The sequence below is a fragment of the Lysinibacillus sp. 2017 genome, from assembly GCF_003073375.1.
Classification (GTDB): Bacteria; Bacillota; Bacilli; order Bacillales_A; family Planococcaceae; genus Solibacillus.
The window spans coordinates 1,249,290-1,267,935 of sequence record NZ_CP029002.1; the positions used below are offsets into that span (position 1 = coordinate 1,249,290).

An 18,646-nucleotide genomic window follows, 5' to 3' on the forward strand; every position below is an offset into this window, starting at 1 on the left:
GAATTTAATGGGGGAATACAAATGACATCACGTGTTAAAGGCTTCTATCTACTATCGGTTGAGGAACGCTTACAACTTATTGCAGAAAAATCAAACTTATCAACAGAGGAAATAGCTTCTTTAGGAAGCGGTATTTCTTTAGAACTTGCCAATTCTATGGTAGAAAATGTTATCGGACAAATTTCTATTCCATTAGGTGTAGCAGCAAACTTCAAAGTAAATGGTAAAGACGTATTCATTCCAATGGCTACAGAAGAACCATCCGTTATTGCTGCTGCTAGTAATGCTGCGCGTGCGGCTTATGATTTGGGAGGGATTTTTACTTCAAGCTCAGGGACTGTCATGCGTGGTCAAATCCAAATTTTAAATATTGAAGATCCTCACGCAGCCAGAGCTAAAATTTTCGAACATAAAAATGAAATTATAGAACATTGCAATGAAAAAGATCCAACTTTAGTCCGCTTAGGTGGGGGTGTTAAAGATATCGAAGTGCATCTTATCGAAACGGCTAAAGAAACAATGGTCGTTATACATTTAATCGTTGATACAAAAGACGCTATGGGGGCAAATGCTGTTAACACGATGGCAGAATCAGTTTCTCCATTAATCGAGCGTATTACAGACGGAAAAGTAGTACTACGAATTATTTCGAACCTTGCAGATAAACGTATTATAAGAGCTCGTGGCGAATTTTCAGTTGAAATGTTAGGCGGTATTGAGGTCGCTAAAAATATCGTGAGTGCATATGAATTTGCAGATGCTGATCCATATCGTGCAGCTACACATAATAAAGGTGTCATGAATGGTATTACGGCAGCTGTATTAGCTTCAGGTAACGATACACGTGCTGTTGAAGCTGGTGCCCACGCATATGCTTCGCAATCTGGTAGATATCGTTCCCTAACAACATGGGAAATTAATAAAGCGGGTAATCTTGTAGGGACATTAGAACTACCAATGGCTGTAGGAATTATCGGTGGTGCAACAAAGACACATCCTGTAGCAAAAACAGCATTAAAAATTATGGGTGTACAAACAGCTGAAGAACTTGCAAGTAACATTGCTGCTGTTGGCCTAGTTGAAAACTTAGCAAGCTTACGTGCACTATCTGCTGAAGGTATTCAATCAGGACATATGCGTCTTCACGCAAAAAATCTTGCTGTAATGGCTGGTGCAACAGCTGAATTAATAGACCAGGTTGTTCAACAAGCTGTAGAAGAAAAAGACTTCCGCTACGATCGTATTTTAGAAATTACGAACGCTTTAAGAGGTGAATAAAATGGCGCATTCGCAAAGTAATAAAAACAATGAACCTAAAGAAAAAAAATTCATTGAAATTCTTGGTGATACAGTTTCTAGTAATCAACTTATTATTTCGATTATTTTAAGTGTCACTGCTAGCCTTTTAGGTTATGAGTTTGGGCAATGGCTATTCCCTAAATTTGCCGAGGCGAATATGGTCAATTCTTACTCTCTGCTAACAGGTATTGCTGCTATATTAATTATTGTCGCAATTAATACAACGCTATTCAGACCAAAACGAATACTTCTAGATGATCAATCATCCGCTACTTCAATGAGAGAAGCTTATGAAGATTTAAAATTAGATATCGATGAAGAGATTCGCTTAATTCAGGAAGATGCTGTAACGAGAAAAGAACTTGAAGAATTAGGTGTACTAGCAAACATAGAAAGCATGAAAGGAGCAGATAAGAAATGAGTATTTATTTAGTAGCCATGCTCTTTGCACTATTGGGAGCTATCATTTTCACGATTATCGGCCTTATCTCGGGTACAGATGAAACAGCAATCATGGTGCCTATTACATTACTAGTCATTTTATTAGGTGCTCCTCCTGAAGGTGTATTTGCCTTCTTCATGGCAGCTGTACTAGCAAAACATTTAACACATGCTATTCCAACAGCACTTTTAGGTATTCCTGGAGATACGACTGCTGTACCATTAATCGATCATGCTAACACATTACGTCGCATGGGAATGCCACATGTTGCCTTACGAAAAATGATTTCTGGTGGTATTCTTGGTGCATTTATCGCTTTACCGACATCAATTCTTTTAGGAAGCTTTTTAGGGCAGTTTGCAGATTTCTTTAAATCATCATCAGGTATTATTTTCACACTTGCTGCCATTTTAATCGCCTTCTTCTCTAAAGGGAAATGGGCAAGTCTTTTAATCATTATTCCTTTTGCATTTTTCATCAAATCTTTAGATTTTATGAGCTTTTCATTACTTGAAAAACACTTATCTATCACATTCTTTTTAGGGATTGCAATCGGTCCAATGTTTAGTAATATTTTAATGGCTACTTCGCCAATTGCTAAACATGAGTTAATCAGAAATAAACCGAATGAATATAATCTTGCACCCGAAACAAAAGCATGGAAGGGCTTTTTCCCTAATCCATTCAAAATTCTATCAAAAGAGCAATCTATCTTTACAGCTATCACAACATTTATCTCATCTTTAACGTTTGTATTCAGCCCAGTAGGTATGACATCTTTAATGGGTGAAATTGTCGGCTCTAGAACAAAAGGTGCTTACAAAAAGTCTACAACTAGCTTAACCGTTATGAATGGTGTTACTGAATCTACTTATATCGCAGAAGTAATCATTCCATTAATTGCATTCGGTATTCCCTTAAGCCCTGTTGCACTCGGTCCTGCTTCACCATTATTTAATGCGCCACCTGTATTTAGTGTTGATCCAATCAATAACTTACATACAATGTTGTCGACATGGGACTTCTTTATATTCGGTTTAATTGGACTAGGTATTAGTGCATTAATCGCTTATCCATTTTCGATGAACTATGCACGTAAAGCTTCAGTTTTAGTATTAAAATATATTAGCCAAGAAGCAATCGTTGCTATGTTTATTGGTCTTGCCTTCCTACTTGCTTATAATGAAGCACAATTATTAGGTGTTGTATTAACATTTACTGTTGCTACTGTAGGGGGACTACTGAACCGTATTTTAGGTGTTGGTGCTGGCGTACAATTCATGGTATTCTATGCTTCAAGCTGGATAATGCTAAAATTATTCGGAATTTAATGTAAGGATGTGTAGCACATATGGTACTACCGAAATTTGTTGAAATTAGAGAGGTTGGTCCGCGAGATGGACTACAAAATGAAAAGGTAATTATCCCGACAGATGTAAAAGTTCAATGGATCAATTTATTGAGCAAAACAGGATTGAATTATATTGAAGTAACTTCATTCGTCAGTCCAAAGTGGATTCCTGCTCTAGCAGATCATAATGAAGTTTTAGAACAGATCACACGCAATGAAAGTATCATTTATGCTGCACTTGTACCCAATCTAAAAGGTGTAGAAGGCGCAGTTAAACAAGGTGTTGATGAAATTGCTCTATTTATTTCATCTTCAGAAGAACATAATAAAAGCAATTTAAATGCTACGATTGCCGAGTCACTTGAAAATTTGAAAACCGTCGCAGAAATTGCTACTAATGAAGGAATCCCACTCAGAGGATATATTTCAACTGTATTTGGAAGTCCATTTGGTGATGATATAAGCATCGAAAAGATTAAAGAAATCATCGACGCTTATATTGAAATGGGCGTGAAGGAAATTTCACTCGGTGACACAATTGGTGTTGCAGATCCAGTACAAGTGAAGGAAATCTTGTCAGAGCTATTTAACAACTATGACCCTAAACTGTTTGCACTTCATTTTCATGATACGTATGGGCGTGCATTAGCCAATATTTATGCGGCGTTGGAAATGGGTGTGACAAAATTTGATAGCTCAATAGGCGGATTAGGAGGTTGCCCTTACGCTCCTGGAGCAAGCGGTAACATCTCTACCAATGACCTTGTCAACTTCCTTCATCGACTCAAAATCGAGACAAATATTGATGAAGATAAGTTATACGAAGCAACAAACTTTATCCAACAAGCACTTAATAAGCAACTCGATAGTAAAATTTATAAGGTGCAGAGTAGTAAATAAAATATTTTATTTTGAGTGTAGCTGATGATGGCTACACTCTTTTTATTTTTTCTGGACCAAATAATTGTCAAATGGAAATTTATGAAACACCTCTTGAAGCAGGCTATTTTCATTAAGAATTCATTAAGAAAAGTCTTTATAGAAAGTGATAAAATTAAAATGTCAGCCAATGGTATGTCTTGAAAACAACACCAAATCAATAAGCAGAAAGGTGGTTATGTTAAGTTTCTTTACTTGTAAGAAATGTAAATATTAAATAATAGGTACCTTTTATTGGAGTGAATATGTTCATTTGTTTGAAGAATTACAGGAGGGTTATTATGAGGAAAATAAAATTAAAATCTTTAGTCGTCTTTTGCAGTATCGTTTTTATGTTTAATGCTATGTATTCTACTACTTATGCCGCGGTCGCTGGGAGTATATCTGGTACGATCAGCAAACAAGAATCTATAATACAAATATCTAACTTATATACAGCATTATTTAATCGAGCACCGGATAGAGATGGATTAACTTTTTGGTCGAATGCACTCTCATCAGGTGGTAGTGTTTCAGCAATAACTCAAGGATTTTTAACTGCACCTGAAAGCACATCGAACTATTCTAGCAGTCAAACACACGAACAATTTGTAACTACTTTATATCAAAGTACTTTTGGACGAGTACCGGATACTGCTGGGCTTACTTTCTGGGTTAATGCATTAAACAACGCATCAACAGATATGGATGAGGCGAAAGCTATTTTAGCATCTCAAATAGTGAGTATTGTTTCTACCCCTTTGGTACCCACTGATGTGAATCCTTTTTTAAGTGCTTTTACTTCGAATGGAGGAGCAGCTTCAGGGAACACAGGATCTCCTTTGTCGGGTACACCTACTACTGCCGCTGAGGTGGATGCTTTTTCGGATGATGTTACTTCGAATGAGGGAACAGCACTTGGGACCTTTAGTGATGTACCAGTAGATGATCCTTCATTTGAAGCGATTGAGGCTTTTGTTAAAGCAGGTTTTATTTCAGGAACTGGTAATGGTATATTCGGTTTTGATAAAGATTTAACAAGACAACAAATGGCTGTTATATTTGTGAGAATACTTGGTATAGATGTAACAGGAATGGGAAAGGACCTTAAATTTAGTGATACAGATAGTATTTCAGAATATGCAAGAGATGCAGTTGCAGCAGCAGTAGCACTTGGTCTATTTCAAGGATACCCAGATGGAACATTTAATCCAAAAGGACCTGTAACATATAAGAACTTAGGTACAGTAATGGCCAGGTTAACTGACTTTATGAATCGATTTGATGATAAAGTGGAGGAACTAGAGGAACTAGTCCTTACACTACCATCAAATCCAGAGCCAGTGAACCCGACTCCGGTAAATCCAGAGCCAGTGACTCCAACTCCGGTAAGTCCAGAGCCAGTGAACCCGACTCCGGTAAATCCAGAGCCAGTGAATCCGAACCCGAACAACCCGAACAACCCGAACAATCCCAATCAAGCAATTGAGGAAGCAAAGTAAGCTTTTGATCTTGAAATTGAAAAAAATTTAATATTAATAGAAAATAAACCACAAATTAAATTTTGCGGTTTATTTTCTATAGCCTCCGTTAATACAACAAGTGGTAACATCTCTACGTATATTTCCATTGCCTTCTATATAAACTATGCCATGGATTTAATGTCTTTCATTTCTTTCATTTCTTTCATTTCTTTTAAATCCATACGTATCTTATAATGAACATTTACCAATTCTATATAAAAAGAGGTGAAAGTATATGGAGAGAGAGACCCATTATTTTTGGGCAGTACGTATTCCGGATAGTGTTAAACAAACAATTCACGATGAACTGGTTCAAATTAAACCAGTATTTCAGTTTAAACGTTGGGTGGATTTGAATGATTATCATATAACCCTTGCTTTTCTTGGTTCAGTAAACCCACAACAACTTTCGCCCGTTATTAGCTTAGTTGGCGATGCCATTAAGAAACAAAAGGTTTTTCAGTTAGAGATTGAAGGACTAAATGTGTTTGGTCCTCAAAAATCTCCTCGCATCTTTTGGGGAGCAGTGAATGAAGTGAATCAATTATTTCAACTTCAAGAAATTGTCCATAAAACTTGTCTTGCGGCGGGCTTCTCTTTAGAAACACGGCGCTATCATCCCCATATCACATTGGCCCGAAAATGGGGAGGAATTGAAGATTTCAAAATGGGCGATTTAGCCACACATAATCCTTTTGGAGAAAAGGTTTTGTCTTTTCAAGTAAGTGAAATCGTGTTATACAAATCAAATCTAGAAAATACACCAAAATATGAATCAATTGCAGCGTTTTCTTTAGTAGAAGGTTAGATGAGCAGTTCATGAAGAAAAAAGCATGATACAGAAGGGGAGATCGAAATAGTACAATACTTTACCGTCGAAACACCCCAAAAGTAGGTGGTACTTCTAGGGCGTTTCTTACTTTATTGCCATTATTGAAAAGGATGTAAAGCGTTCGTTTGATTGATATAAATAAAAGCATCGTACCTGCTACCAACTCTAGAAGGAACGTAATTTCCGTAAGCCTCAAACTCAGGATTATACACAACACCAATCGCACGGTGACCAATCCAATCATTAAACAATTCTCTATTTTCATCATTAAATAATAATACTTTATCATATGGACTCACTGCGTGGAGTTGGCCTTCCCATTTGCTTAGTTTTGCAGGTGGGACTTTTATGATTTCAAAAGGGTCTTCCCAACGATCTGCAGCAATTACAGTGCCTTCATACGTGCCAAAACCAATTGCATAGGTGTTATCCTTCCCGCATTGCTCTCGAATAACTTGGCCAACATTTATCAGCTGCTCATCTTTCATCGATGTTTCAGAAGCATCCCCAATATGTGTGTTATGCTCCCACAGAATAATCTTTGTTTCTTCTCCGTAATAGTTGCGTAATTCATGAATCGCGTCCACCATATGATAATCACGCGTATTCCACGATTTTTCATCTGACATCATCTCTCGGTAGTACGATTCTGCATTTTTTGCTACGAGCGCATTCATCACGACATTTAAATCTTCTTCCTGCTTACTCGAATAATGTTCTTTATGATTCCGTAATGAGCGTAATAAGCTAACGACTTCACTAATACATTCATCGGAAAATTGAATTGCAGAAAGGGCGTAATGCTCATGACTTCGATTATACGGTTCAAAGCAAGTAAAAGCCTTTTTAGCATGTTCTAAGTCAACTTGATGTTGCGGATTATTCGATAAAAATTTCAATACTTCATCAATTGATTCAAATAAGCTATATAAATCGATGCCATAAAAGCCTACTTTTTTTTCGCAATTTCTATTGTTTTCCTTTAGCCATTCTGTAAAGGTTGCTACTTCTTCATTTGCCCACATCCATGTTGGCCAACGTTGGAAAGCTTTCGTTAATACATCTTTTGCAGTTTCACCTTCAGTGCTGTAGCCCTTTACATATCGGTTTACTACTTGGGTGGATGGCCAATCTCCCTCTACCGCAATGAGTTGAAATCCTTTATGTTCAATTAACTTTTTCGTAATCTCCGCACGAGTTGTATAAAATTCGGATGTTCCGTGGGACGCTTCACCAATCATTACAATTTTGGCATCTCCAATGGCCTCCACCATTTTATTTAAACTCATGTCACTTAATGGCAAGGAATGATCTGAAATAGCCTTCATTAATTTTTTTGTCATGAGAAACTCCTTTTTAAAAAATGAATTCTCATTATTATTAACCATTTTATTTAGAAATATTAACCTATTAACCAAATCAAACAATAAAACAGCAAAGCGATAAATAGGAAAGTCCATACGCTACCTAAGACTTTTTGGTTATGCGTATTTTTACCTTTATGGAGCTTTTCAATAAAGGTGACTAAATTTAAGAACCAAATAACTCCGACTATCGGCAACACAATAAATATTACGAAAAATTCCATCGTTAAAAGCTCACCTCCTACCAGTTTGTATTCTTATTATATTCTGTATCCACCTATCTCTTAATGATCTATATAGTAAGTGATATTATACTATAGGCTATATACGAGGTTTGGTACAGAAATTGTCTCAAAGGAGAATAGCCTGTAAACGTGATATAACAACATTTGTAGGCTGTTTACTCTTTTTTTGTTTTCTGTCTTATCTGTGTTAAAAATCCATTGCTGTAATGTGTAGAATGCATAAAAAACTGTGAAAAAGAAAATTGATGAAATGAACATTTTCTGCTAGTATTTTTTGCTCTTTATTGCCTATGCTAGTATAAAAGGAATCAAAGAAAAATCGAAACAAAATTCTTGTACATGAAGCTAGAAAAGAGCTTGATCAATTAAAAACGAAGGTAATCGGTACTAGCAAACCTGAAGAATTGTGGCGAGTTGGTTTACTGTGATTTTCTTGTAGATCTAATTTCTTTTCAATTTTTCGCTCTTTTTCGAATATTTTTACTTATTTTATTAGAAAAACTTATTCCAATTTATACTATTGACGTTTTAAATTAAACTTGATATTATTCTCCTATTGTTTTTAAAAAGAAGATATTTACCTTGTATAAGTTCAAGAATACGGCTTGAAAGTTTCTACCAGCTACCAATAAATAGCTGACTACAAGGAATGGAAAATAAATGATATATTTTTATTCCGTTTTGTAGAGAAAACTTTGGCCTCATTTTGTGGTCAAGGTTTTTTCTATTATTAAGGGAAAATAAAAAAGTTGGTTGTAAAAACGAACTCGGCATCATTCCCTTTCTATCTTTAATCTATAAATAGGAGATTACAACATGAAAAACTTTTTTAAATTTGCGGAACGTGGTACTTCCTATAAAACGGAAACACTCGCGGGTATCACAACTTTCTTATCAATCGCATATATATTAGTCGTAAACCCTATTATCCTAAGCCAATCTGGCATGGATCATGGGGCTGTATTTACTGCAACTGCGCTTACTGCGATCATCGGTTCATTATTAATGGGCTTACTGGCAAACTTCCCATTTGCAATGGCACCTAGTATGGGATTAAACTCATTCTTTACATTTTCTGTATGTATTGGGATGGGGATTGATTGGGAAGTTACGTTAACGGGCGTTTTTGTAGCTGGTGTCATTTTTATGATTTTAAGCTTATTCAAAATCCGCGAGAAAATTATTAACATCATTCCAATCGATTTAAAATATGCCATCGCGGCTGGTATTGGTTTCTTCATCACATTTGTCGGCTTAAAAAATGGCGGTATTATTGTTGGTAACCCAGATACATTCGTATCAATTGGTGATTTAACTTCACCAATGACATTACTTGCGGTTCTTGGTATTATTCTGACAGTTATTATGCTAGTACGTGGCATTAACGGCGGTATTTTCTACGCGATGGTTATTACTACAGCTGTTGGTATGATCTTTGGATTAATCGATATTCCTTCATCAATTGTAGGTAGTATTCCAAGCATAGAGCCAACATTTGGTGTTGTATTTACGCACTTAGGTGACATTTTCAATGCACAAACATTAACCGTTATTTTCACATTTTTAATCGTTGCATTCTTTGATACTGCGGGTGCATTAATTGGTTTAGCGAGCCAAGCTGGTATGATGAAGGATAATAAAATTCCTAACATCGGGAAAGGCTTACTTGCTGATTCAGCTACAGGTGTCATTGGTGCCATTTTAGGTACGTCAACTCCTGCAACAAGTGTTGAATCTTCTGCTGGTATTGCTGTTGGCGGTAAAACTGGCTTTACATCAGTTGTCATTGCAGCTTGTTTCGTCGTTGCATTATTTTTCTCACCACTTGTAAGTGTTATTTCTGTCGAAGTCACATCTGCTGCATTAATCATTGTTGGTGCGTTAATGGCAATGGAAATCCGTCGAATTAACTGGACGAAGTTAGAAATTGTTATTCCAGCGTTCTTAACAATTATTATGATGCCACTTACTTCAAGCGTCGTAATCGGTATTGGTTTAGGCTTTGTTTTCTATCCAATCTGTTTAATAGCACAAAAGCGTTATAAAGAAGTTCACCCAATTATGTATGTGCTTTGTTTATTATTCATTTCATACTTTGCGTTTATCGTATAGGAAAGAGCATTAGAGACCTAGGGGAACACAGTTGCGAGTAGATAGAAAGCAACGCCAAAAGGAACATACATCGAAAGAACGTAATGACCTACATTCTCTTTGGGTAATTTAATTAATGGATTAAACCGTATATAACCTTAAAGGATAGAAGAGCTTATTTGCTCTATCTATCCTTTTTTTTGTTATCAAAAATTAGAGGAAGTTAAACCACTTAATATAACAAGTAATGCAATTGCTGCTAGTAATAATGGTTTGCTACTAGAGTTTTTGCAGAGCATCGAAAAAAATCCAAATCCAAATGAAAGTTTTCATTAAAGGTACTGATGCTAAAAAATGTGAATAAGAAATTGATGAAATGATTAACATTATCTGCTACTCATTTTTTGCTCTTTATTGTCTAAGCTAGTATAAAAGGAGTGATTCAAATGGCAAAGAAAAATCGAAATAAAATCCTTGTACCCGAAGCTAGACAAGAGCTTGATCAATTAAAAGCGAAAGTCATCGGTACTAAAAATCCTGAAGATGCAGCATTAGAGGTAGCTAAAGAATTAGGTATTCCCCTAAAAGATGGCTATAATGGTCAACTTACTTCTGCTGAAGCTGGTAAAGTAGGCGGAAAAATCGGAGGGAGTATGGTGAAAGAGTTAGTTAAAATGGCACAAGAAAACATAAAGAAAGATCAGTAAATTAATGGTGGATGGCTCAAATTTCACTTGATATAGTGTCTTTGAAAAGTGACTAGAGAAACGAGAGCTGCATAACAAATTTTTAAACATTTTTGTGAAATGAATTGGATATGAACTGGGCCCTGAATAGTGGACACTTTAAAAAAAGTGGATCTATTCGGGGTTATTAGTTTGATTTGTTTGATGCATTTTAATACTGACGCTGTTTAACGTAATGATTATTGGGTATTTAAAAATGTAACAGAGATTAGTTTATGAAAGTTTTAAAAGTGTGTTAAAAGCTTTTCTGAACTTTTATTCTTTGGCTATAAATATTAAACAAGATAGGAGATGATTTTGATGGGAAACCCACATCTAACTGATCCACGCAAGAAATTTCATACAGGAAAATTCCCGAATCAAGAGCAGAATACTCCAGCGCTACAGAATGAAATGAACCCTAAACCTGACTGCGGAGAAGAAATATATAAAGGAAACAATCGCCTGGAAGGGCGCAATGCCTTGATTACTGGTGGTGATTCTGGAATAGGCCGTGCCGCCGCCATTGCCTATGCGCGTGAAGGTGCAAATGTGGCCATACAATTCTTCCCTGGTGAAGAGGAGGATGCCAACGAAGTCAAAGTATTAATTGAAAAAGCAGGAAGAAGAGCATTACTGCTGCCATATGACTTGCGAGAAGATGGTTCTGCGACAGAGATTGTTACAAAAACAGTGGAAGCGTTTGGGGGATTGGACACGCTAGTATTGAATGCTGCGCAACAAATTGCACAGCCAACTCTAAGTGATTTAACAATCAAACAAGTGCATGATACCTTCAAAGTAAACATCATCAGCATGTTTGAGACCGTAAAAGCCGCCGAAAAGCATCTAGAACCAGGAAGTGCGATTATCACTACCACATCGGTTCAATCCTTCGATCCGTCGACATCATTAATGGATTATGCAGCTACAAAAGGTGCGATAAGCAACTTTACGGTAACTCTTTCCTCGTACTTTGCTTCTAAAGGGGTGCGTGTCAATGGCGTTGCACCAGGACCAATTTGGACACCATTGCAGTTGGATAATGGAAAATTGGAAGGACAAATTCCTAAGTTTGGACAAAATACTCCTCTTGGTCGTGCGGGACAGCCGGTAGAGCTTGCGCCAGTGTATGTTCTTCTGGCCTCCGATGAAGGAAGTTATATCACCGGTCAGATTTATGGGGTTACGGGTGGCGAGCCAATCAACTTGTAATCTAAAATGTTAGTCTAAATAAAAACCCCGTAAAACTAATAAATATTGATATGCCTCCTACAGTTGGTGTTATGTATCCAATTGTAGGAGGCATTTAATTGTAGGTACGTCTAAAAAAAATGCAGATAAAAGAGTGAAAAGGTGATCTGTACTACTCCTTTGTGGATTATCTGTCTAACGGTATTAAGTTTGAACTTTTCTCATAAAATAATTCCGAGTCGAATAAATTGAATACCAGTGGAAAAAAAGGGGATGTAAATAGCATGGAAAATGATTATTTGAAGAGTGCTGTTTTTGAACATCAGTTTTGGCTTCAGGTATTAGGAGATCATTCACGATTTATCTATGATTCGCTATATCCTTCTCAAATAGAGGATATTTCTAAAGCTGCCTCCTTTATCAATCACTTCGATCAACTTCTTTCTCAAGTAAGTTCACTTAACGAATCCAATGCGATTCTTTTCACTAATAATGTTGAAGAATCAGTAAAATATTTAAGGACCTTCAAACTATCACTTATTGAACGCCACTTAACAAGCGAAATGAAAATCCATTTAACACCTACTTTCATAAACCATATGGTGAACGAATTAGAAGAATACTTACGTATATTAAACTATCTCAAACAGGGGAAAGTGCCACCAATATATCACGAATTACATCATCATCTAATCTGGTTGGTAGATGCCTCTGGTCATGCAGGTGCCATTAATGACCGATTGGATGGTGTAGAGAAAAGATTAAAGGAAAAAAGCAGTACTTTTACAAAACACTTTGAACAGTTCTATTTGAAAGCAGTAGAATTAACTGGATATTTACGTACTAATGTGAAGAAATTTCCAGCGTTAAACAGATTTAACCATGAGGTTGAAGTAGAAATGGGCTTATTTAAAACTTTTTTAAATGAACTGGAAGAAATGGAGTTAAGTGCGGAAGTGTTAGGGATATTTTCTGCGTCTATGGCTGACCACATGGCTAGGGAGGAAAAGTACTATTTAATAAAATTAGCAGAGTCGGCTGAATGAGGAGCAAATCAAGTATAGCGACAGTATTCGAACTCAAAATCCGTAATTGATTTCAACAGAAAATGATCACTAGCTAGGAAGATTAATGTCGATAGTTTGTTTGTAAATCAAAAAATTATTCTATGTAACGAGCGCCTTCTCTGAGTGGCGCTCGTTTTTTTCCATTGCGAAAAATTAAAGGATAATATTCTCGGACTTTGAGCTTATTTAGAAATCCAGAAGTCCAAAAACCTAATAATAAATCTAATCACAATTAGACAAAAACATACTAGTAACAATGTAATAAGAATTTTTTTACCTCTACTCCTCATTTTCTTCGCTCCTTTTTGCAATATAATTTTTGGCAGGATGAAAGAGATATTTGAACACTAAGGATCTACTGTAATATAATTAATATTGTAATATACTATAATTATAAATAGGTTAACAATGTTAATTTATGTTTTATTCAAAGATCTCTAGAATGTTCAGTAAAAAAATGCTATAAGGAGTCCTAAAATGAAAAAGAAAGTAAACTATTTAATCATACTTTTAACTGCCATCTTTATAGTTGGTTGTACCAACGTAGAAGATGCATCCATTACATATGGAGAAACAGATTCACAAGAAGTAACCACAGTTAATACAAATAATAATGGAAAAGAAGAAACAATCACTACAGATGATAAACCAGTAGTAGAGGAAATACCAACACAATCAAATAATGACCTATTCTCAGGATACAAACTAATTGAAGTTGATGGTGGTGATTTGTCTGGATATCGCGAACCTAGCGTCGTCGTTGACATTGGTTTTGGGGACCGACATTACTATGCATTTACGAATGAATACGGGCAACTAGTACATGTCATTGCTGAAGAAATCGTTCTACAAGATGATCGTACCGAACCTGTAACATCGTCTGGAAGATACTACCGTGATGAGGCAAAAGTCCCTGGTGTCGAAAGAGCAGATTTAGATGAAGGGCATATTATTGCAGATTCTCTTGGTGGGGTATCAAATGCTTATAATATTACGCCACAAGATAGTACGCTTAACCGACATGGTGATCAAGCATATATGGAAGATGCCCTTCGTAAAGCTGGAGGAGCTACTAATTTTGAAGCAACAATCACATATCCTAATACGGAAACGCAGATTCCTTCTCATTACAAGTACACTTACACTTTAAAAGGGAATAAAATTGTAGATGAATTTGATAACGGCAACCCTGATGAAATAAATAAATCTCTAGGATTAACTGAAAGTAAATCAACTAACTCAAATAAGTCAACAAGTTCTAATAAACCCAATGCTTCGAATGGTACTGAAGATATTTCTAGCGTGGATACAAACGGTAATGGACAGGTGACGATTAAAGAAGCAAAAGCAGCAGGTTACAGTATGCCAATAACGAGTGATCACTGGTTATACCCCTATATGCACGATGCTGATAAGGATGGTACGGTAGGTGAGTAAGCCCTAGAAGAAAATAGGCTCGATTCCACGTAAATAGGAACCGAGCCTAATTAATTAAACCCACCAGCATCCATGTGTTTATACACGCCACACATTGAAAGGATTTCGCATGGTTGGAGTTAGTGTAAGTAAATAAAAAATAGCTGTGTTGAAAATCCTTCTATGAATCTCAGCTTGTATGCTTTTATAAATAATACTATTAAATGGCTAGTCTTATTTATTCAATTCCTTATATAAAACATACTTTAATGCAGAAATTTCATCTTCAGATAGTTTATCTTCAATTTCGGATATTATTTTATCCTTATTAATTGAACCGTTTTGCGCTTGTTCCTGAATATCAAGTAAACGATTAACGCCCACTTTTTTTATTAACACACGTGTCGCTTCTTCCTTAGTTTGGAAGGGAAGAGTATGCGGATTTGTAGTTGCTGCCTCGCTAACAATTTCTTGAACCTTCGAATCGTTCTCGATATAGGATTTTACTTCTTTTAGATTTTCGTCATCTAAAGTAGCTTCAATTTTTTCACTTATTTTTTCGGAAGCGATATTTGTACCAAAATGCCATACAGCATAGCCGGCTGCTCCGAGTAAAACAACAATAAATACGGTAATTGTTAAAAACTTTTTCATCAACTCACTCCTGACCATTTGAATATAGCACAACTTCTCAAAAACCACGAAGAAAAGATGTTTTCTATATATAGATAGCATAATTATCTAGCCAATGATGCGTTTTAAAATTTTAATCGGTTTGGCATAGTATCATAATGTACGGTTTTATAGGGTACTTAGGGACTAGGTTTCTAGCAAATTATATTAGCATCCAGAACCTGATAGGGTGATTTATATTTTGTATAAAAAGGGGAAAATATACTTTTTTTCTAAAATTTTTGTGCCATAATGATGGAAACAGGAGGAGTTTGTATGAAGAAAATGTTAGTATCGATTCTTACATATTTATGTACAATAATTTTCTTGACGCTTACAATGTTTGATGGAGAAGAAAACATAGTGCCGAAAGTCTATATGGCGGCTTTAACAGGTCTTATTTATATTGTCTTTACAATTTGGATGGGTAAAGCTAGTGCAGCAAACAAAGTTTGAAGCCTTACATAAATGGCTATTTGTCTTGATCACATGGTATGCATTATTAACGATTGGTGATATTATATTTTTTCTAGAAACACCGAAAGTGTTGATTATGCTAGGAATGCTACTTTGTCTACTAATATGCCTTTATGTTTATCTCACAAATAGGATGGTAGTAGATGCATTAACAGCGGCTGTATTATTAGTGACGCTATACATTGCGATGCGATTTGACCATACTATTATTCCAGGAGGGGTAATTGGTGGCATCGTTATTTCAATGCCATTTTTAATACTTGCGGCAAAGAAATCCCTACGTGTAACACAAATTGTAGGACGTCTTGTATTTTTCATAATGGCTTTTACCATTTTATTTCTTGCACCTGCAACGCCTATCATCGCAGAGGGAGGCTATTTGTTGTATTTAATAATCATTATCTTCATTGTGGCATTTGTATTTAGACGCAAAATCGAACTGCTATTGCCACAGCAAGCTATGCCTTTATTATTAGTAGTTACTTTTGTTATGTATATTGTAAAGCTTTTTTAATATCGTATAAAAATTTGGGTTGACTAGAAAGTAAAAACTTTCTTGTCAGCCCAATTTTATTAATTAATGATATACCTGGTCGTCGCCCCCACCTTGGTGTGAAAACAATCCAAATGATTAACTATAATTTGCAACTTCTGAAAATTAATTCCTAATGGTATAATAATATAGTTATTAAAATTTGAACAGTAACGAGGCGAAAAATTTGTTTAATTGGAAAAGGATTGTGTCAAGTTTTTTAGTTGTGATTTTATTTTTAGGGAATGGGCTTTTTATCAAACAGCTCCCTGCACATGCAGAAGAAAATGAGGTGAATATAACACTTCTAGCTACTTCTGATATTCATGGTCGATTTATGCCATGGGATTATGCGATAGATGGACCGAATGTAACTGGGAGCCTAACGCAATTATATACAATTATCAAGCAGGTGCGTGCGGAGAGTCCAAATACTATTTTATTGGATAATGGAGACTTGATACAGGACAATTCTGCAGAGCTATTCAACGATCAACCACTATCTCCTATGACTCAAGCGATTAATGAGATGGGCTATGAGGCATGGACTTTTGGTAATCATGAATTTAACTTTGGTTTAGATGTTTTGGACAAGGTTTCTAGTCAATTCAAAGGACCTCGACTAGCAGGTAACGTATACAAGGAAAATGGGGAACGTTTTTTACCTGCCTATACCATTATCGAACGTGATGGAGTAAAGGTTGGAGTAATAGGAATGGTTACGCCATTAATCACACAATATGAAAAAGGTACGGATCATCTTAAGGGTCTAGTAGTCAAGGATCCTGTAGAAGAAACGAAAAAAGCGGTGAAAGAGCTAGAAGGTAAAGTAGATGTAATGATTGGTCTTTTACATATGGGTCTTGAAAATGAAAATGGTAATCCTGGAACAGGTGTAATGGACATTGCCAACGAAGTACCTGAGCTTGCAGCAATCTTTGCAGGACATAATCATGTGTTGATAAATAAGGAAGATGTAAATGGAGTTCTAGTTACCGAGCCAGCAAAATACGGTACACATATTTCACGAATTGATCTTACCTTCTCTAAAGAAGGAGATAAGTTAACGCTGAAGGGCAAGGACGCTTCTACCATCCCCGTGAAAGCGGAAGATGGAACTATGGTAAAATCTGATGAAGAACTGGAAAAAATATTACAGCCTTATCATGAATTTGCCCGTGCAGATGCTAATGTGGTGGTCGCTCAATTAAAAGGGACAAACCTTGTACAAGCAAATGAAATAGAAGGTATCCCAGCAGTACAAGTCCAAGAAACACCTCTGTCTGACTTTTTCCATGAAGTGATGCTTCATTATAGTAAGGCAGATGTGGTAGCGCACCAGATTGACAATGACAAAGCCTCTTTAAATATTGGACCTATAAAGAAAAAAGACATTGCTTACAACTACCAGTTTGCTGGAGGGGAAGTTTCTGTCTATGAAGTAACAGGAAAAGATTTAAAAGATTATATGGAATGGGCAGTTGGCTATTTTAATAGTACGCGTGATGGAGACGTGACAGTAAGCTTTGATAAAACTCGTCGTGCATCCAAATACAGTACAAATGACTTCTTCGGAAATGTGAAATACGATATCGACTTATCCGAGGCACCAGGAAAACGTATTAAAAACCTTACAAAGCTAGACGGAACTCCGATTAAAGCAGAGGATCATTTAACGCTAGGGATGAATGCATATAGAATGGACTTCCTTCTATCTAAAGGACAAGCGTTAGAAGGGCGTAAATTCAATATGATCTGGTCCTCGAAAGATGAAAGTGCCTATGGCGAAACGGGTGGTACCATTCGCAATCTTGCCATTAGATACTTAAAGGACGAAAAGAAGGGCGAATATAAACCAACGATTCAAAGCAACTGGAAAATTGTCGGAGTAGATACAAAATCTCCAGCACGTAAAGCAGTTGTAGAACTAGTCAATAAAGGTATTCTAGCAGTACCTACTACAGAAGATGGAAAGTACACTAATATCGCATCTATCAATGTAAAAGATGCTATTACAAAACAAGAAATCAACGCATTATCAACAAAAGCGAATGTCGATCCTGCTCAATTTGTAAAAGTTAAAACAACAGGTGAATTTTATTTAGCTTTGGTTGAAGCATTAAATAAACCAGCAGTACCAAACAATGAAGAAAAGCCGGCTACACCAGCAGTGCCAACTGATAAACCAGCGAAGCCAGAAGTTTCAAAGGATAAGCCTGCTAAGCCAGCAACACCGAACAAGACCGACAAACCAGTTAAACCAGCAGCATTAAAAGGAAAAGTAAAAGCTTATCAATTGAACGTTCGCTCAAAAGCTGCCAACAGTGGGAAAGTGTTAGGCGCTATTTCTAAAAACAAAGAAATCGAAATTCTTGGCAAAGAAAAAGGCTGGTATGTCATTTCCTACAAAGGGAAAAAAGGTTATGTGTACAGTCGTTACATTAACTTACTAAAATAATGTTTAAATTCTAAAACTGTCAATGAAAGAGGGGCTTGTC

16 protein-coding genes and 1 riboswitch are annotated in these 18,646 nt (G+C 36.2%); of the genes, 14 read left to right on the plus strand and 2 right to left on the minus strand.

The annotated features are described in order from the left end of the window. The first annotated feature begins 21 nt into the window (after positions 1 to 21). From DCE79_RS05705 to thpR, 6 genes are all read left to right on the plus strand, one after another. The gene (locus DCE79_RS05705; protein ID WP_108712148.1) at positions 22 to 1,278 is read left to right on the plus strand and encodes a hydroxymethylglutaryl-CoA reductase, degradative; all 1,257 of its coding nucleotides are present in this window, start codon (positions 22 to 24) and stop codon (positions 1,276 to 1,278) included. Between the two features lies 1 nt (position 1,279). Then, positions 1,280 to 1,720 carry a hypothetical protein gene (locus DCE79_RS05710; RefSeq protein ID WP_108712149.1) on the plus strand — a complete coding sequence of 147 codons (441 nt, stop codon included), beginning with the start codon at positions 1,280 to 1,282 and terminating at the stop codon, positions 1,718 to 1,720. After that, the gene (locus tag DCE79_RS05715) at positions 1,717 to 3,072 is read left to right on the plus strand and encodes a tripartite tricarboxylate transporter permease (RefSeq protein WP_108712150.1); all 1,356 of its coding nucleotides are present in this window, start codon (positions 1,717 to 1,719) and stop codon (positions 3,070 to 3,072) included. Before DCE79_RS05710 ends, DCE79_RS05715 begins: the two co-directional genes overlap by 4 nt. 20 nt (positions 3,073 to 3,092) lie before the next feature. After that, entirely contained in the window at positions 3,093 to 3,992 is a 900-nt protein-coding gene (locus DCE79_RS05720; protein ID WP_108712151.1) for a hydroxymethylglutaryl-CoA lyase, read from the plus strand. Between the two features lie 371 nt (positions 3,993 to 4,363). Further along, positions 4,364 to 5,512 carry an S-layer homology domain-containing protein gene (locus DCE79_RS05725; protein ID WP_159083057.1) on the plus strand — a complete coding sequence of 383 codons (1,149 nt, stop codon included), beginning with the start codon at positions 4,364 to 4,366 and terminating at the stop codon, positions 5,510 to 5,512. Positions 5,513 to 5,768: 256 nt separating this feature from the next. Then, a complete protein-coding gene (thpR, locus tag DCE79_RS05730) occupies positions 5,769 to 6,341 on the plus strand; it encodes an RNA 2',3'-cyclic phosphodiesterase (RefSeq protein ID WP_108712153.1) in 573 nt (190 codons plus the stop codon). A 122-nt stretch (positions 6,342 to 6,463) separates the two neighbouring features. Here the strand turns inward: thpR and DCE79_RS05735 are convergent, their stop codons facing one another. After that, entirely contained in the window at positions 6,464 to 7,708 is a 1,245-nt protein-coding gene (locus DCE79_RS05735; RefSeq protein WP_108712154.1) for an erythromycin esterase family protein, read from the minus strand. An 828-nt stretch (positions 7,709 to 8,536) separates the two neighbouring features. Further along, positions 8,537 to 8,637: riboswitch (purine riboswitch) on the plus strand. Between the two features lie 153 nt (positions 8,638 to 8,790). Here DCE79_RS05735 and DCE79_RS05745 point away from each other — a divergent pair. The 5 genes from DCE79_RS05745 (at position 8,791) to DCE79_RS05765 (ending at position 14,488) form a co-directional block, all read left to right on the plus strand. Next, the gene (locus tag DCE79_RS05745) at positions 8,791 to 10,086 is read left to right on the plus strand and encodes an NCS2 family permease (RefSeq protein WP_108712156.1); all 1,296 of its coding nucleotides are present in this window, start codon (positions 8,791 to 8,793) and stop codon (positions 10,084 to 10,086) included. A gap of 425 nt (positions 10,087 to 10,511) precedes the next feature. Next, complete coding sequence (locus DCE79_RS05750; RefSeq protein ID WP_108712157.1) at positions 10,512 to 10,772, plus strand: alpha/beta-type small acid-soluble spore protein; 261 nt, start codon at positions 10,512 to 10,514, stop codon at positions 10,770 to 10,772. A 339-nt stretch (positions 10,773 to 11,111) separates the two neighbouring features. After that, positions 11,112 to 12,005, plus strand: a complete 894-nt coding sequence (locus tag DCE79_RS05755; protein ID WP_108712158.1) for an SDR family oxidoreductase — start codon at positions 11,112 to 11,114, stop codon at positions 12,003 to 12,005. 263 nt (positions 12,006 to 12,268) lie between these two features. After that, a complete protein-coding gene (locus tag DCE79_RS05760; protein ID WP_108712159.1) occupies positions 12,269 to 13,030 on the plus strand; it encodes a DUF2935 domain-containing protein in 762 nt (253 codons plus the stop codon). Positions 13,031 to 13,528: 498 nt separating this feature from the next. Beyond that, positions 13,529 to 14,488 (plus strand): DNA/RNA non-specific endonuclease, encoded by a 960-nt coding sequence (locus DCE79_RS05765; RefSeq protein ID WP_108712160.1) that lies wholly within the window; start codon positions 13,529 to 13,531, stop codon positions 14,486 to 14,488. A gap of 213 nt (positions 14,489 to 14,701) precedes the next feature. Here DCE79_RS05765 and DCE79_RS05770 read toward each other — a convergent pair whose 3' ends face one another. Further along, entirely contained in the window at positions 14,702 to 15,121 is a 420-nt protein-coding gene (locus DCE79_RS05770) for a hypothetical protein (protein ID WP_108712161.1), read from the minus strand. Between the two features lie 294 nt (positions 15,122 to 15,415). On the opposite strand from DCE79_RS05770, the gene DCE79_RS05775 reads away from it, so the two are divergent. From DCE79_RS05775 to DCE79_RS05785, 3 genes are all read left to right on the plus strand, one after another. Next, entirely contained in the window at positions 15,416 to 15,595 is a 180-nt protein-coding gene (locus DCE79_RS05775) for a hypothetical protein (protein ID WP_108712162.1), read from the plus strand. Further along, positions 15,576 to 16,130, plus strand: a complete 555-nt coding sequence (locus DCE79_RS05780; RefSeq protein ID WP_108712163.1) for a hypothetical protein — start codon at positions 15,576 to 15,578, stop codon at positions 16,128 to 16,130. Before DCE79_RS05775 ends, DCE79_RS05780 begins: the two co-directional genes overlap by 20 nt. A 244-nt stretch (positions 16,131 to 16,374) precedes the next feature. Next, positions 16,375 to 18,606, plus strand: a complete 2,232-nt coding sequence (locus DCE79_RS05785; RefSeq protein WP_369916808.1) for a 5'-nucleotidase C-terminal domain-containing protein — start codon at positions 16,375 to 16,377, stop codon at positions 18,604 to 18,606. Positions 18,607 to 18,646: the final 40 nt, after the last annotated feature.